This window comes from Nocardia brasiliensis (genome assembly GCF_042691675.1).
Lineage (GTDB): Bacteria > Actinomycetota > Actinomycetes > Mycobacteriales > Mycobacteriaceae > Nocardia > Nocardia brasiliensis_D.
Genome location: NZ_CP170507.1, coordinates 8,401,360 through 8,416,674 on the forward strand (window position 1 = coordinate 8,401,360; position 15,315 = coordinate 8,416,674).

Below are 15,315 nucleotides of genomic sequence, written 5' to 3' on the forward strand. Positions count from 1 at the left end.
GCGCGATGGTTGTCGTCATGGTGTCGCTTCCTCTTCGGTGAAATGCCAGTGGTCGAGCGACGTCACCGTGTGGTGGTCGCAGCGGAGCACAGGCGGATCGGGATTGACGGCGAGCAGTTCGGCCGGTGGATGGCGCCAGCCCGCGTCGTCGCACATCACGCAGCGGCGCGCGGCTTCGCGCCGCTGCACCGCATCGGTACGAAGATCGTCGCCATGCGCGGCGTCCCACCGTTCCCTGGTTCGCCTGGCGTCGGCGCAGGCACCGCACGGCGGTGGCGCAGGATGATGGCGGTGCGCCGAGCATTGACGAGCGGGCGGAGCGGATCGCGCTCCCCTGGAGAAATTTCCAGGGTCATGGGCAGGGACAGGGGTTGCGATCTGCTCCGGCTCTTGGTCGACGATGGGCCGAGCAGCTGCCGGAGCGTTTGTTCGAGCAACGGCTGAAGCACTTGCTTGCGTTCGAAGCTGTCGAGACTGCCCGGAAACCTGTCCGCCTTTGCGCCCCGCGGCGGCCCGCTTGCGGCGTCGGTCCTCGATTTCGGCCTTCGACATCTGTCGTTCGGCCCAGTCGTGGAACTGATAGCCGCCGTCCGCGATACTCCACAACCCCACTTCCACAAGCTTTTTCGCCTGCGCCGCCGAGCCGAGGCCGCGCACGATCGCGACGGGCACGAAGCCCTCGGTGAGCTGTTGCATCGACCACGAACCCGCCCGCACCCACAGGCCCATCGCGGCGTTCCCCGCCGCGACCGCCTTGGGATGGAATCCGAGCTGGTCGTCGACTTGAAACCAGGGCATCAGCGGGTTCCCTCGACCACCTCACGGTTGATCGCCTCGGCGAGCAGCCGGGCGTGGCCGTGCCGGAGGTAGGCGTCGGTGTGCCGCCCGTCGAACAGGTAGCCGCGGGCGTACGCGACGGCACCGCCCCAACTGCGCCAGTGCTCCGGCGACCACCACCGTTGTAATTGACGCCGGGTCGCGATCTCGATGATGCTTTGCCCCCAGCGCACCATGGCTTCCGGGCTGGACAGGCTGAAATACGCACTGAGGTCGGCGATCAGGCGCAGCGGGTTGCCCGCGGGCAGTGCGGTGATCGGATCGCCCGCCGCGGCAACCCAATACGCCGGAATGTTGGCGATGTCCCGCTGACCGACGATGCCGTAGCCGCCCGGATCGCTGCCGAGGCACCTACCGGCCGGGCGTAACGGGTCCGCGATCAGGGCACACGCAATCACCTCGAGGTGCGGGAAGTGGCCCTGTCCGATGTCGGCCGCGAGATCGCCCGCGATACCCGCGCCCTGTGAATAACCGGCCAGCAGTACTCGATTGGGGGTTGCTTCGATCGCTTCGATCAGTGCCTGCCGACCCGCGGCGACGCTGTCCGCGAAGGCGACGTGCCGCCCGTAATCCGCCGGGTAGGGCACCATCCGCACGACAAAGCGTCGCGGGTCGAGGGCTTCGGCAAAAGCGGCGGTGATCGAATCCCCGTTCGGATTCCAGGTTCCGCCGACGATCAATACATCGATGACCTCGCCGGGAGAGAGCAGTTTGCCGAATAGTCGGCGACCGAAAATGGCCACGAGCCTTGTCCTTTCGTGAACGACATGACCGGATGCGCCCAGGACGGCAGCACCCGATCGGGCCGGAGAAGGTGAAATGAGAAGCGCCGGATCAGCGAGGCGCGAGAAAGGCCGGACCGGGGCGTGCTGCCGCCGAGCCACAGTGATCGCAGCTGTCGGTCTGTGCCGCAGTGGTTTCCAGCCGGAGGTTCGACGGGTGGGTGGCGATGGCGTTGCCGAGTTCGGCGCACAGGGGATTCGGATAGCCGTAGTCGACGTACACCATCCGGTGATCCACATCGACGACGACGCCGTGTTCGACGGCACCGCGTTCGGCCGCCGTTCCGGTGTATGTGACCCGCGCACCGATGTGGTGCCGGAAGATATCGAGGGTGGGATTCGCGCGACGGTTTCGCGACGGCTTGCTCACCACGGCCTCGGCTCGTCGTCGGTCGGCGGTGTCGCCTGGTCCGGTGTGGCGACGAGTGTCGCACTGCGCACCCGAGCGTCCCGTGGATCGTGGATGAGAACCACGACCACGGCATGCGGTTCATCGCCACTGAGGTAGGGAATGCCGGAGATTCCCGGGCGCCACGCGCCGAATCCGGCGAGCCTCGGCACACTCCGCACGGCGTGCTCGAGCGCCGTCGCCGCGGTAGCTGATCGATCGCTCAACACTGCCCATCCGCCATCTGATCCAGAGTGATTTGCGTCACAAAATGTTTGGTCAGCAGCGCCACTTCCACGCGACCGGACACACCCGGCGACCGATGGGCATCGGTGACGGTCATCCCACATCCCCTTCATCGGGCAGCAGGTCGAGGATGCGGCAATCCACCGCCGCGGCGATCCGAACGAGCTCCTCCACCGTGAACGAGCCGCGCGCGGCAAGCAGGCTGCGCAGGTCGGATGCCGGTAGCCCGGAACGCGCGGCCAAGTCCCCGACCCCAAGTCCCGCGTCGGACATGGCTCGCCGCACTTTCCCGGCAACCATGTGGTCTAGATGTTCCATATGGAGCACACTAAGGTCCGTTTGGACCTGTTGCAACTCATCATGGACCTTTATCACCGGAACAGCCGGTAGCTGCGGGAATCCTCGGCGTTTTTCCGGCATGTCGTTTGCCAGGTAGCCGTTCGGACCTCAGAATGGTCCGTATGGGTGTGAAAAAGGTGGCTTCGGACATCAACCGCGCGGTCGGGGCAGAGCTCAGGGCGGCCAGGGCTCGGCGAGATCTGACGCGCCCGCAACTCGCCGCACTGACCGGTCTCGGCGTCAGCACGATTCAACGTTTCGAGAACGGCGATCGATCGCCGGACATGCAACAGTTGCATGCGTTGTGCACTGCGCTCGACATTCCGATGCGGGAGTTCGTGGCGCTCGCGCTGCGTGACGTGGAGCGCCCCGAGGAATAACGCGGCAGCACCGAACATCGCCGCCGCCGTCACTTCGAGTCTCGGTGGCGCGAAAGCTACTGCGCCGGACAGTGTGTCGAAACGACTACGGACAAACTGTTGCGGCGCAACAAGTCACGCCCTGACAGCGACACGAGCCGCTGAGAATCGGCGGAAACCGCCGGGTAAGAGGTCCGTACGGCACCCCGCTGCCGTACGGGCGCCGCGCCTACGCGCAGCGCGGATCCGCACCCCCGTCGACCACCACCGTGTCGTCGACGACAACGCCGATGGAAGCTTCGGCGTACTGCAGAACCGCTTCGATCGGCTCAACACCCATCACCCACGCCGCGAGTACGACGTCGCACAGCGTGCCAATGCCCTGCACAACTCGCAGGGCCACTTCATCCCCGATAGCCGTACCCAGCGTGACTGCGGCGTTGATTCCCCGCCCTGCCGCAAACGGTCTGACTGAGTCGATCTGGTCCACGACTGATATCCCCTTCACTTCGCTCTACCTTGAGCCCCAACTCCGAGACAGAACCGGACTGGCGTCCCGGAATCTGGCGTAGTTATATCCCATTCGTCGGGGGGTCGCTCACCAAAGTCGCCCTGGCGCAGAATGATTCGTTGCGCCCCTGGCTTACCAGCGACGTGCTGGCGGATAGCCATACATTTGCCTTCGCGGCAGGCCGGAGACAGCGCGGTACGACGGGCGGCATCTCGGAGGGAAGCGGCGTTGCCCCGGAGTCGGTGCGGTCACTCACATTTCACGACGGGGATCGGATCGTATTTGACCGTCCGAGTCGTCCTGGAGACCTCCCGACCGGTGCGCCGGTCGGTGATGATGCGGGTGTCGGAGATGGTGAATCCTGGCGCGCCCTCGGAGGCGATGCAGTCCTTGCCCTTCGGGAGCTTGATGGTGGTCGGCTCGGTCGGCTTGCTCTTCTCGCCGGTCACCGATTCCACGTTGAGCGTCTTGGTGCCCCAGAGGCGCACGGTCACTTCGGAATCCGTGGTCACTGCCTCGATGAAGACGCCATGCGGGGTGTTGTTACGGAAGCGCAGATCGATCGCGCCGTCGAAGACGGTCGCCTCGCGTGCGGCCGGGTAGCGGGAGATGTAATAGCTGTGCTCGGTGTGGCCCGCATCCTCCATGCCGGCGAAATACGCGGCGTTGTAGAGGGTGGTGGCGAACTGGCTGATGCCACCGCCGACGGCGGTGCTCGGCCTGCCGTGGTCGATGATGCCGGACTCCACGTAGCCTTCGGCGGTGCCGCGCGGTCCGGTGAAGTCGTTGAGCGAGAACGTGTCTCCCGGCTTCACCACCGCACCGTTGACCTTTTTGGCGACCACCTTGATGTTCACCCCGGACGGACCGCTGAATCCGTTGGTGGTGAAGCTGCCCATGGTCTCGACGATGCCGAGCCCCTGTGCCGCTTCGGTGGTCAGCTTGGGCTCGACCTTTTCGTAGACGGCCTGACCGGTCCGCTCCTGTGGCGCGGCCAGCAGAGCGGTGAACTGCTCGAACGTCTTCGGCCAGTTGATCTTGTCGCCGACGACGGCGGGCACCACCGTCGGTTTGCCGCCGTGCAGCGCGAACGTCGCGTCCTTCGCCTCGATCTCCGAGGGCGCGAGCTGAGGCGCCAGCAAACCGACCGCGACGTTCTGATCGACGGAAAGCGCCAGCCCGCCTTGACCGTCGGGCACGAACGACAACGTGGTGGCGATCTGCTCTGGATCGAGCTCGGCCGATGCGCCCTTGCCCGCGAACACGATCGGCGCCCGCACCGCCGGCTCGGCCACGTCGCGCAGCGCCTGCTCGACCGCTTCCGGCCGCACGGTCAGCGGCGCGGGGTGCACCGGGAGGTCGAGCGCGGCACCGGCGATCCACTTGTCGATCAGCTCGGCGCGCGCGGCGGCAATATCGAGCACCCGGCCGGGGACCGGCGCGACGGCGACCGGTCTGGCCTTGTCGAAGGCGATGGTGCCCTCGACCGACGGCCGGTCGTGCACGCGCAGCGCCGTCAGCTGGCGATCCAGCGCCGCGTCGTCGACGGCGGTGACGGCCGCGACGTCGCGGGTACTGAACAAAGAGGTGAGCCGGGTGACCGGGTTGAGCGGTTGCGCGCCGATGCGCGCCCAGGTGGCGTCCCAGTCCACACCCAGTCCCGCGGTGCCGGGGACGAGCCTGGTCTGCACGTCACCGATCCGCAGCGGCAGCTCGCGCTCGGCTCGCGGGGTGAGTTCCGCGCGCAATCTGGCGTCCGCGGCCTCGGTATCCAGGCCACCGACATCGACGCCCGCGACGATCGTGCCGCGTGGCACCTCCCCCGAGGACAGCACCAGATCCACCGCATAGCCGATTCCGGCCACCGCGAGTACCGCGCCGACGGCGATGCCCGCCCGCTTGACCACGGTGCGGTTCAGCCGCTTCGCCGGTGGGCCGGAGATGGGGCGCCGGGGCGGCGCCTGCCGCGGGCCGGGCTCAGCCCGATGGGTGGCCCGCCTGGCGGGGGTGATCTGTAGTGGTTCCGTCGGCGCCGAGTCGCCGCCCCATTCCTGGTGCTCGTTCGCCTCGTGGGCCTGGGCCGATTCGAGCAGTTGACGTAAACCGACCTCGCCTGCCGGTTGTTGGCCGCGGCGTCCGGTGCTCGACTGGCTCGTCACGAACCGTCCTCCCCGTTCGGTTGAAATGGGACCCACACGATGCGAGTCTCCGCCAACGATAGTGGTCCACGCCGACAACGTCAGGCGAGCACCAAGGTGCAGCTAATTCCTTGCAAAGATCCCGGTAGGACACGCAAAGGGCCCCGCGCAGTTGCCGGGTCGGGGGTCTGGCAACTACGCGGAGCCGATCTGATTATCGGAGCGACGCGCGGTGCGTTACACAGCCGGACGAACCAGGATCTGATCCACGCGAGACAATCGAGGACGACGAGTGTCCGGCCACCGCACACACGAGGAGATGGATGGCATGCAGCTGGGAATGATCGGCCTCGGGCGGATGGGCGCCAACATCGTGCGTCGCATCGTCAACGACGGGCACACCGCCGTCGGCTACGAACGTCGCCCGCACCAGATCGACGTGCTGCGCCAGGAGCTGGGGGACGACTTCCAGGGCACCACCGACCTCACGGATTTCGTGCGGGCGCTGCAGACGCCGCGGGTGGTGTGGGTGATGATCCCGGCGGGCGCGACCGGCGCCGTCATCGACCAGGTGGCCGAACTGCTCGAGCCCGGCGACATCATCATCGACGGCGGTAACAGCCGCTATCACGAGGACATCAAGCGGGCCGAACAGCTGCGCCCCAAGGGCATCCACTACGTCGACATCGGCACCTCGGGCGGTGTTTTCGGCCTGACCCGCGGCTTCTGCCTGATGATCGGTGGCGAGCCGGAACAGGTGAAATTCCTCGACCCGCTGCTGAAATCCATCGCCCCCGGCGTCGAGGCGGCCGAACGGACGCCGGGACGTACCGGCGAGCCGTCGATGGCCGAGCAGGGCTACCTGCACTGCGGGCCGGCCGGCGCGGGGCACTTCGTCAAGATGGTGCACAACGGCATCGAGTACGGCGCGATGGCCGCCTACGCCGAGGGTCTGAACATTTTGCACAAGGCCAACTACGGCGCCGAGCACACCGGCGAGTTCTCCGCCGAGGAGACGCCGCTCGAGCACCCGGAGTACTACCGGTACGACATCGATGTGCCCGAGGTGACCGAGGTGTGGCGCCGCGGTTCGGTGGTCGCCTCGTGGTTGCTGGACCTCACCGCGAGCGCGCTGTACGCCGATCCGAACCTCGATTCGTACGGCGGCCGGGTCTCGGATTCGGGCGAAGGCCGATGGACGATCGATGCCGCCATCGACACCGGCGTTCCGGTGCCGGTGCTCAGTGCGGCGCTGTTCCAACGGTTCTCGTCCCGGGGGGAATCGCTCTACGCGGACAAGATGCTGTCGGCGATGCGCAAGGCGTTCGGCGGGCACCACGAGCTGCCCGGGAAATAGACGACGACCGCGGCTCCCAGCGGGAGCCGCGGTCGTTCGCGCCGGACGGCTAGAAGCCCGCGGCTTGGGCCAGCAGCTTGGCGACGGCTAGCGGGCCGAACCAGAACAAGTAGTTGATTCCGTAGAGAACTGCCATGGCAGCGAAGTCCTTTCAGTCGAAGTTGCGGTCGATCCAGTCGATCGTCTGCATGCCGAACAGGTCGGTGCCCCAGCCGTAGAGGTCGGTGAGCATCCGGACCATGCTGCAATCGGTGGGCTGGTAGGTCACGTCGGTGCCACCGGCCCGGTAGATGTCGGCCAGCTCCCGCGAGTCCTTGGCGGGCACCAGCGACATCAGCGAGTCGTCGGCGGCGCAGGAGGTGATGGCCACCTTGGCCTTCGGCGTCCCGGACCGGCCGAGGATGTTCTCCTCGAACGCCCGCTGGAACGCCGGTTCGTCGGCCGGGCTGAGTCCCGAGGTGAACAGGGTGTTGAGCGGCAGGAACGGCAGCCCGAAGTAGGCGGGTGTCTGACACTGGGTGCGGAAGAAGTTCGCCAGCGCGACGCCCGCCGGGTTCAGTTTCGCGTTCACCTGCATCTCCGGGTACGCGGGCTCCAAGCCGAGCAGGGTGGCCAGCGCGAAACCGGAGCCCACCGAGCCGTCGGCGACCCGCATGAAGTTGCGCGGGTTGACGACCATTCCTTCCAGCACAGCGGATTTCACGTCGAGCTCCGGCGCGTAGGTCGGCTGCAGCTCGGCGGAGAAGGCCGCACCGACACCACCACCGGCGATCCCGAACAGCGCCACCGGCGCCTTCGGGTTCAGTCCGGCGTCCGAGTGCGCCAATGCCGCACGGACGCCGTCGAGCTGGGCGTGCGCGGCGAACTTGCCCGCGAACACACCGTGCGGCCTGCGGTCTCCGTCGTTGCCGACATCGGAGATCATCACCGCGTAGCCCTTGTCGAACATCAGCGCCAGCGGGCCGAGCGCCGACCAGGACGAGCCGTCCAGCGGGTCACCGCCGGTCCACTGCGTGCTCGGGTGACAGGACCAGCCGACGCTGTCGTTGGCCTCCTGATAGGAGATCAGCTTCTTTTCCGACACCGGCACACCGTGATTCGGGATCATCAGAATGCCGGTGCTGATCGTCGGCGTGACACCGTCGTTGGCGGTGGTCACGTACATCAGCTTGTAGGCCTCGATATCGGGCGGGGTGACGCCGAGGAACATCACGTCGACCTTCTTGGCCTTCAGCAACGTCCCCGGCTGCTCGGTACCGGTCAGCGGTGGCTCTTGGTAGAACGGGTCGTTGGCGAGCAACGCCTGGAACGCCTGATCCGGCGGCACCGGCTTGGCGTTGTCGATCTGCCCGACGACGAATCCGTTGAAGACCCGGTCCAGCCCTGGCGTGGACATCTCTGGTTCCGCCGCAGCGGTTCCCGCGCACAGCATCAGCGCGGCGGCCGTCGCAACGGCCACGGTAAAGCGTTTCATCTAGCGCACCGCCATCGTGTCGATCGGAGTCACCTTGATCTGCCTGGCCGCGGAATCCAGCAGCTGCGGGATATTGAACAGCGGTCGATGCGATTCCATCTGCACCTCATACGGTGTCCGCATCACGGCTTCCAGTGCGGGCCAGTTGTTCTCGACCTGAAACTTATACTTCGGCAGCAACTCCGAGGTGATGTAGTCCCAGCGCGCGTCGAATTCCGACCAATTCCAGTCCGGCAGCGGCAATGTCAGCAGGCCTGGCCGTCCGTCGGCCATGGTGACCGGCATGCGCACCGGATGGAACTCTCGCGGCGGCGCGACACCGGCGACCGACGGCGATCCGGCGGCGCCACTGACGTAGGTGATGGCCTCGCCGACGCTGCCCTTGTAGTTGCGCACCGCGTCCCACTGGTCGCGGATTGCCCAATACTGCTCGCGGCGCAGCAGACTCGCGTTGCCCGCGGCGATCCGGTCCTGGTCGCCGGACGCCACGTCGCGCCAGGCGTTCATCACCTCGTCGTCGAACAACCCGGCCGCCTGGAACTCCGCCAAGGCGGGCAGGCCCTCGGTGACGTAGGCGTCGTGCATGGGCATCAGGTCCGAGAAGATGTTCTTCTGCATCACCAGGATCATCCCGATGATGTAGCGCAGGTCCTCCGGGGAAATCTGCGAACCCGCTTCGGCCAGCGCCAGCAGTCCGCGCGGAAGTTGCGCTACCGCTTGCGGACCGGCGGCCTGGTCGACCGCGGCGATGACGCCGCGCGCGGACTCGGAAAGACCGGGCAGGGCGTAGATGTTGCCCATCAACTCGAAATCGATCAGCCCGCCACCGAAGTCGGCGCCGACCTGACCGCCCATGCCCGCCCATTGCAGCTCGCGGTGGTTCAACTGCAGGTCTTCGTAGTAGCGGTAGGACTTGATCAGGTTGCCGCGGTTGGCCTCGACGCCGGTGCGCGGATCCCAGGACCGTAGATCGATGCCCGCTTTGTTCGTCGCGTCGACGAGCCAGTACTGATAGAGCAGGGCGGCGTACCTCGTCGGCGCCACTCCCTGGGCGCGCGCCTCGTCCAGCAGCCTGCGCAGCTCGACCGGGTCGTACGGCAGTTCGGGGTTGACTCCGCCGGGACTGGTCGAGGCATCCCGGTTCACCAGCGGTAGATCCAGGTAGCGGTCCACGTCCCCGGCTGCTCCCGCGGGCGCCGCACCCGCGAGACCGAGACCGACCGCGGCGGCGAGAGCCAGTGCCGCGGCACGCAGCGCCATACCGATTCGCATCAGCTGTTCAGCCTTCCTCTCTAGCTCGATTCGAGTAATTCGTAAAGCCGAGGAGATGTCCTGCCGGTAGCCACATGTCGATAAGACGTCGATATAGCGCCTCTTCGATTGCACAGCACCGATAGCACAGTAGGTGACGTGCAGGTAAACACAGAGATCAGCCCCCTAGCAAGCGCCGATATGACGAATGCCCAGCAATCGCAGAAAAGGTGTAACACACAAGTTGCCTGCTAGTAGCTGTTAATCAGCAGATCAGCGCTGGCAACTTTGGCGAAATTCTTCGATGGAATCCATGAGATACCTCACAACACGAGGCAGTGGTGCGCTGAGCGACAAAAAAGGTGGCATCCGGTCGCCAGGGACGACCGAATGCCACCTGTTGTCAGCTGTTTGCCGGTACTACCGCTCGATGATGGCGACGACGCCCTGTCCGCCCGCGGCACAGATCGAGATCAGCGCGCGGCCGGATCCCTTCTCCGCCAGCATCTTCGCGGTCGAGGCGACGATGCGGCCGCCGGTCGCGGCGAACGGGTGGCCCGCCGCCAGCGAGGAGCCGTTGACGTTGAGCTTGCCGCGATCGATCGAGCCGAGCGCGCCGTCCAGGCCGAGGCGCTCCTTGCAGTAGGCGTCGGACTCCCACGCGGTGAGCGTCGCGAGCACCACGGAGGCGAACGCCTCGTGGATCTCGTAGTAGTCGAAGTCCTGCAGGGTCAGGCCATTTCGGGCGAGCAGCCGCGGCACCGCGTAGGTGGGCGCCATCAGCAGGCCGTCCGGGCCGTGGATGTAATCGACCGCCGCGACCTCGCTGTCGACCAGATGAGCCAGCACCGGCAGGTTGCGCTCGGTGGCCCATTCCTCGCTGGACAGCAGCACCGTGGAGGCGCCGTCGGTCAGCGGGGTGGAGTTGCCGGCGGTCATGGTGGCGTCGCCCGCCTTGACGCCGAACACCGGCTTGAGGGTGGCCAGCTTCTCCACAGTGGAGCCGGGGCGCAGGTTGTCGTCGCGGGTCAGGCCGAGGAACGGGGTGACCAGATCGTCGAAGAAGCCGCGGTCGTAGGCGGCGGCCATGTTCTTGTGCGACAGGTAGGCCAGCTCGTCCTGCGCCTCGCGCGGGACGGCGAACTCCTTGGCGGTGATGGCGGCGTGCTCACCCATGGACAGCCCGGTGCGCGGCTCGGCGTTGCGCGGGATCTCGATGCCGAGCATGCTCGGGCGCAGCTGGCCGACCAGCTTGAGCCGGTCCTTGTTGGTCTTGGCGCGGTTGGCGTCGAGCATCCACTCGCGCATGCCCTCGCTGACGCCGATCGGGGCGTCCGAGGTGGTGTCGGTGCCGCCGCCGACGCCGGCTTCGATGCGGCCCTGGGCAATTGCGTCACCGACGGTGACGACGGCCTGGAGGCCGGTACCGCAGGCCAGCTGCAGATCGTGGGCGGGGGTGTACGGGCTGAGCTTGCTGCCGAGCACGCTTTCCCGGATCATGCCGTGCTCACCGACCCGCTTCAGCACGGCGCCGCCGACGACCATGCCGAGCCGCTCGCCCTGCAGCCCGAAGCGGCTGACCAGGCCGTCCAACGCGGCGGTGAACATGTCCTGATTGGAGGCGTGCGCGTATGCCTTGTCGGAGCGAGCGAACGGAATCCGGTTGCCGCCCACGATCGCGACCGGGCGGATTGTCTTACCGGTCTTGGCGGTGCTCTTCGCCGAACGGGATTTGGTTGTCACTCGAGTCTCCAGGTCTCGTTGGGGGTGTCCGGCGCTCCGGAGTCCGCGTGGAAATCTCCACTGATCGGCGCCCCGTCGCGGTTGGTTTACATTAAACTTACTCTGGAGTAAGTTTGTTGTCGACACCGTACCCCGCAAATGTGTGCCAGCGGTCCACTGCCGGGTACCACCAGACCCGAGAACTGAACATCGCGGCGTGAGCGACAGTCGGTGCAGGGTTAGCTTGCGTAACCTCGCCAGGGACCGTGCACGCCGCCTGTCAACACAGAAAAGGTAGGAACAGTGGCAGCCAGCAAGAGCAAGGGTGCTCCCAACCTCTACGGATCGTTCGTCCACTCGGCCCCCGGTCAGTTCCTGGCGAGCAAGCTGGGACTGCCGCAGCCGGAGAACCTGCGTCGCTACCAGCAGGGTGAGCCTGCCCTGCCCGGACCTGTGCTGCTCGGCGGCAAGGGCCGGGTCGCCGAGCCGGTGCGCGCCATGCTCTCGGACTACACCTTCGTCGATTCCCCGAGCGCGGGAACGAAACTCGGCGCGCTGGTATTCGACGCGACCGGCATCGGCACGATCGAAGACCTGTCGCAGCTCTACGAGTTCTTCCAGCCCGCCATGCGCGGCATCGCCGCGTCCGGTCGCATCGTGGTGATCGGCACGACCCCCGAGCTGGCGTCCGGCGTGGACGAGCAGATCGCGCAGCGAGCGCTGGAGGGCTTCACCCGTTCGGTGGCCAAGGAGCTGCTGCGCGGCGCCACCGCACAGCTGGTGTACCTGCACCCCGAGGCATCGACCGGCGCGACCGGCCTGGAATCGACGCTGCGCTTCCTGCTCTCGGCCAAGTCGGCGTTCGTCGACGGCCAGGTCATCCGGGTGGGCAAGGACGACGCCACCCCGCCGACCAGCTGGGACCGCCCGCTGGAGGGCAAGGTCGCGGTGGTCACCGGTGCCGCGCGCGGCATCGGCGCGACCATCGCCGAGGTGTTCGCCCGCGACGGCGCCACGGTGATCGTGGCCGACATCCCGGCCGCCGGTGAGGCGCTGTCGCAGACCGCGAACAAGGTCGGCGGCACCGCGCTCGCGCTCGACGTGACCTCGCCCGACGCCGCGGAGAAGCTGGCCGAATTCGCCACCGAGCGCTTCGGCGGCATCGACATCGTCGTGCACAACGCGGGCATCACCCGCGACAAGCTGCTCGCCAACATGGACGAGGGCCGCTGGAACTCGGTGCTCAATGTCAATCTCGCGGCGCCGCACCGGATCACCGAGGGCCTGGTGGCCCGTGGCGCGCTGAAGGAGGGCGGTCGGGTGATCGACGTGTCCTCCATCGCGGGCATCGCGGGCAACCGCGGCCAGACCAACTACGGCACCTCCAAGGCCGGCGTCATCGGCATGGTCGACGCCGAGGCGCCGAAGCTGGCGGAGAAGGGCATCACCATCAACGCGGTGGCGCCCGGCTTCATCGAGACCGCGATGACCGCGGCCATCCCGCTGGCCACTCGCGAGGCCGGTCGGCTGATGAGCTCGCTGCTGCAGGGCGGGCAGACCGTCGATGTCGCCGAGACCATCGCCTACTTCGCCAGCCCGGCGTCGAACGCGGTGACCGGCAACGTCGTTCGTGTCTGCGGGCAGAGCCTGATCGGAGCATGATGACGCAGAAGATCACGCTGACGGAACCGCCGAAGAACGGCCCGCTGTATCTGAAGGCCGCGCTGGGTGCGGTTCCGCTGCCGCTGGTTTCGGCGCGTAAGCCGACGCTGCCGGATCGGACGATTCAGCTCGATGGTCTGCGGGTGGATCCGGATCATCTGGCCGCCTACTGCCGGGCGACCGGTCTGCGGTTCGGCGATGCGCTGCCGCTGACCTACCCGTTCATCCTCACCTTCCCGATCGTGATGCAACTGGTTGTGCAGCGCGACTTTCCGTTCGTCGCGGTCGGTGCGGTCCACGCGGAGAACGTGATCGAGCGGACCCGCGACATCTCGGTGAGTGAGCCGCTGGATATCAAGGCGCACATCGAGAATCTGCGAGAGCACCCGAAGGGGCTGCTCGTCGACGCGATCACCGAGATCAGCGTCGGCCGGGAACCGGTGTGGCGGCAGGTCACCACCTTCCTGCACCAGCAGCGCACCTCGCTCTCGGGTGGGCCGAAGCCGGAACCCAAGCCGGAAGAGGTTCCGCCGCCGCCGCTGCGCACCTGGCGGGTCGATCAGAAGACGATCAACCAGTACGCCGCGGCGTCCGGTGACCACAACCCGATCCACACTTCGGCGTTGGGCGCCAAGGCTTTCGGCTTCCCGAAGCCCATCGCGCACGGCATGTGGTCGGCCGCGCACATACTCGGCACGATCGAGGGCCGCATCCCCGGCAAGACCACCTATTCGGTGAAGTTCGGCAAGCCGATCTTCCTGCCTTCGACGGTGAACGTCTATGCCGATCAGGTGGCAGGCGGCTGGGATCTGGCCGTGCTGAACCCGAAGAAGGGGTTCCCGCACCTCACCGCCTCTCTGCGCTGACACACGAAAGTACCGGGGCCGCATCTCTTTCACGAGAGGTGCGGCTCCGTTCGTGCAACGACCCGGCGCACTCACTCCGTCGCCCGGCCCCGTGCATCGTTCGCCGCCATGCGTAATTCCGCTACACACCAAGCGAATCGGGGCGCGGCAGCCGCTCGGATGTCGATCAGCAGCTGCAATCGCAGCCGCAGCAATCGCAATTACAGCAGCCGCCGCAGCCGCCGTCGCTGCAACCGCTACAGTCGCAGTTCTTGATCCAGGCGTCTTTGCGTTTACCGGTGCATGGCTGGGTGTGGTCGGCGCAGCAGGCGTAACCGGTGCAGTACCCGCCGACGAGAAGCGTCAGCGACTCTCCGATACCCGGACGACGATGCCGGGTGCGCCGCGAGCTCATCTGCACGTCGGCGCGGTCGTGCGAGATCCCGCAGGTGTGGCCGGCTACCTCGCCGATCCCGTGGCCGAGTCGGCGCAGCACGCCGGCCAGCGGGTCGAGCAACATCCAGCGCACCGTGGGGACCGCATCCAGCTCGGCGTCCGCGACCGCTGCACGCAGGCGTGAATCAGATTCCCGCAGTAGGTCGTACGCCTGCGGCATGGTCGTTCCGGTGGCGGCGAGCGGATTGAACCGGCCGCGCGCCAGGTCCCGCTCGTAGTCCTGCACGGCGTCGGCCAGATGCGCGATCCGGCCGAATTGCCAACCGGCGGCGCGCAATGCGTCGACGTTAGCGGGGCGCTCGGCCAAAACCGCTGTATGCGCGAAGAACTCGGAGGCGCAGAGCTGGGTCGGCTCGGTCAACCGCGCCAACGAATCCGTACCGGTGTCGGTCGTCGCCTGCTCCAACCCCGGCTGTGCGCTCAACGCGGCGACCAAGGGTTCGACATCCAACCCGATGCGCCGCGCGCTCAGCCGCGCCTGTCCGGCCCAGCGACTGGCCGCCTTCGCCATCGGTGTGCGGGCCAGTGCGGACGTGTCACCGTCGTCCACGTGGTCCCGGACCTTGGCCGACGCCAGCAGCAGTGACGCCGTCGTGGCCAATCGCACACCCGGCGAATCCGCGGCCGCGACCGACGCACGTTGCATACCGCGCAAGGCACATCGCCCTGCCGTGCTGCGTTCGACCGCGCCCGCGGACTGCGCCTCGGTGAGCATGCTCAGCACAATCGCGTCGACATTCGTTGTCGCACGGGCCAGTTGACCGTGCTGGTCCCGCAGCCCCAGACACAACCCGCACATATGTGTGCGCCACTCGGCCGCATCGATGCCGTACTTCGCCGCGCCGTGCGCACACGGCCTGAGCAACCCGAACAATTCCGCCCCGTTCTCCCCGGCCCGTTCCGCGCGGAGCCGGTCTGTACTTCTCGATCACCGCACTCTGGCAGGCC

15 protein-coding genes are annotated in these 15,315 nt (G+C 67.0%); 4 read left to right on the forward strand and 11 right to left on the reverse strand.

The genetic code is table 11. The features are described from left to right. Positions 1-15: 15 nt before the first annotated feature. The 5 genes from ACFK0J_RS38755 to ACFK0J_RS38775 form a co-directional block, all read right to left on the reverse strand. On the reverse strand, positions 16-798 hold the full coding sequence (locus ACFK0J_RS38755) for a hypothetical protein (RefSeq protein WP_378734717.1): 783 nt from the start codon (positions 796-798) through the stop codon (positions 16-18). Then, on the reverse strand, positions 798-1,580 hold the full coding sequence (locus ACFK0J_RS38760) for a PE-PPE domain-containing protein (protein ID WP_378734719.1): 783 nt from the start codon (positions 1,578-1,580) through the stop codon (positions 798-800). Before ACFK0J_RS38760 ends, ACFK0J_RS38755 begins: the two co-directional genes overlap by 1 nt. A 91-nt stretch (positions 1,581-1,671) precedes the next feature. Continuing rightward, positions 1,672-1,989 (reverse strand): hypothetical protein, encoded by a 318-nt coding sequence (locus tag ACFK0J_RS38765; protein ID WP_378734721.1) that lies wholly within the window; start codon positions 1,987-1,989, stop codon positions 1,672-1,674. Next, positions 1,986-2,237, reverse strand: coding sequence for a hypothetical protein (locus tag ACFK0J_RS38770; RefSeq protein WP_378734723.1), 252 nt, complete (start codon positions 2,235-2,237; stop codon positions 1,986-1,988). Before ACFK0J_RS38770 ends, ACFK0J_RS38765 begins: the two co-directional genes overlap by 4 nt. Before the next feature lie 109 nt (positions 2,238-2,346). Beyond that, positions 2,347-2,571, reverse strand: coding sequence for a helix-turn-helix domain-containing protein (locus ACFK0J_RS38775; RefSeq protein WP_378734725.1), 225 nt, complete (start codon positions 2,569-2,571; stop codon positions 2,347-2,349). A 143-nt stretch (positions 2,572-2,714) separates the two neighbouring features. On the opposite strand from ACFK0J_RS38775, the gene ACFK0J_RS38780 reads away from it, so the two are divergent. Beyond that, positions 2,715-2,972, forward strand: a complete 258-nt coding sequence (locus tag ACFK0J_RS38780; protein WP_218472264.1) for a helix-turn-helix domain-containing protein — start codon at positions 2,715-2,717, stop codon at positions 2,970-2,972. Positions 2,973-3,180: 208 nt separating this feature from the next. Here ACFK0J_RS38780 and ACFK0J_RS38785 read toward each other — a convergent pair whose 3' ends face one another. Continuing rightward, entirely contained in the window at positions 3,181-3,441 is a 261-nt protein-coding gene (locus tag ACFK0J_RS38785; protein WP_378734727.1) for a hypothetical protein, read from the reverse strand. A 269-nt stretch (positions 3,442-3,710) separates the two neighbouring features. Then, positions 3,711-5,621, reverse strand: coding sequence for a VanW family protein (locus ACFK0J_RS38790; protein WP_378734729.1), 1,911 nt, complete (start codon positions 5,619-5,621; stop codon positions 3,711-3,713). A 307-nt stretch (positions 5,622-5,928) separates the two neighbouring features. On the opposite strand from ACFK0J_RS38790, the gene gnd reads away from it, so the two are divergent. Next, complete coding sequence (gene gnd / locus ACFK0J_RS38795) at positions 5,929-6,957, forward strand: phosphogluconate dehydrogenase (NAD(+)-dependent, decarboxylating) (protein ID WP_378734731.1); 1,029 nt, start codon at positions 5,929-5,931, stop codon at positions 6,955-6,957. Positions 6,958-7,108: 151 nt separating this feature from the next. On the opposite strand, the gene ACFK0J_RS38800 is transcribed toward gnd, so the two are convergent. The 3 genes from ACFK0J_RS38800 to ACFK0J_RS38810 form a co-directional block, all read right to left on the reverse strand. Next, complete coding sequence (locus ACFK0J_RS38800; protein ID WP_378734733.1) at positions 7,109-8,431, reverse strand: lipase family protein; 1,323 nt, start codon at positions 8,429-8,431, stop codon at positions 7,109-7,111. Further along, the gene (locus ACFK0J_RS38805) at positions 8,432-9,703 is read right to left on the reverse strand and encodes a hypothetical protein (protein WP_378734735.1); all 1,272 of its coding nucleotides are present in this window, start codon (positions 9,701-9,703) and stop codon (positions 8,432-8,434) included. It lies immediately after the preceding gene. Positions 9,704-10,102: 399 nt separating this feature from the next. Continuing rightward, the gene (locus tag ACFK0J_RS38810) at positions 10,103-11,425 is read right to left on the reverse strand and encodes an acetyl-CoA C-acetyltransferase (RefSeq protein WP_378734737.1); all 1,323 of its coding nucleotides are present in this window, start codon (positions 11,423-11,425) and stop codon (positions 10,103-10,105) included. Positions 11,426-11,707: 282 nt separating this feature from the next. On the opposite strand from ACFK0J_RS38810, the gene ACFK0J_RS38815 reads away from it, so the two are divergent. Both ACFK0J_RS38815 and ACFK0J_RS38820 read left to right on the forward strand, forming a co-directional pair. Beyond that, positions 11,708-13,066, forward strand: coding sequence for a 3-oxoacyl-ACP reductase (locus ACFK0J_RS38815; RefSeq protein WP_378734739.1), 1,359 nt, complete (start codon positions 11,708-11,710; stop codon positions 13,064-13,066). Beyond that, on the forward strand, positions 13,063-13,932 hold the full coding sequence (locus ACFK0J_RS38820) for a MaoC family dehydratase (protein WP_378734741.1): 870 nt from the start codon (positions 13,063-13,065) through the stop codon (positions 13,930-13,932). Before ACFK0J_RS38815 ends, ACFK0J_RS38820 begins: the two co-directional genes overlap by 4 nt. A gap of 166 nt (positions 13,933-14,098) precedes the next feature. Here the strand turns inward: ACFK0J_RS38820 and ACFK0J_RS38825 are convergent, their stop codons facing one another. Next, the gene (locus ACFK0J_RS38825) at positions 14,099-15,232 is read right to left on the reverse strand and encodes a DUF5685 family protein (protein ID WP_378734743.1); all 1,134 of its coding nucleotides are present in this window, start codon (positions 15,230-15,232) and stop codon (positions 14,099-14,101) included. Positions 15,233-15,315: the final 83 nt, after the last annotated feature.

What these genes read in the sequence shown, in the direction of transcription:
- ACFK0J_RS38800 (WP_378734733.1), bottom strand. Translation starts at nt 8,431, where the DNA reads ATGAAACGCTTTACCGTGGCCGTTGCGACGGCCGCCGCGCTGATGCTG.
- ACFK0J_RS38755 (WP_378734717.1), bottom strand. Translation starts at nt 798, where the DNA reads ATGCCCTGGTTTCAAGTCGACGACCAGCTCGGATTCCATCCCAAGGCG.
- gnd (WP_378734731.1), top strand. Translation starts at nt 5,929, where the DNA reads ATGCAGCTGGGAATGATCGGCCTCGGGCGGATGGGCGCCAACATCGTG.
- ACFK0J_RS38780 (WP_218472264.1), top strand. Translation starts at nt 2,715, where the DNA reads ATGGGTGTGAAAAAGGTGGCTTCGGACATCAACCGCGCGGTCGGGGCA.
- ACFK0J_RS38820 (WP_378734741.1), top strand. Translation starts at nt 13,063, where the DNA reads ATGATGACGCAGAAGATCACGCTGACGGAACCGCCGAAGAACGGCCCG.
- ACFK0J_RS38775 (WP_378734725.1), bottom strand. Translation starts at nt 2,571, where the DNA reads ATGGAACATCTAGACCACATGGTTGCCGGGAAAGTGCGGCGAGCCATG.
- ACFK0J_RS38805 (WP_378734735.1), bottom strand. Translation starts at nt 9,703, where the DNA reads ATGCGAATCGGTATGGCGCTGCGTGCCGCGGCACTGGCTCTCGCCGCC.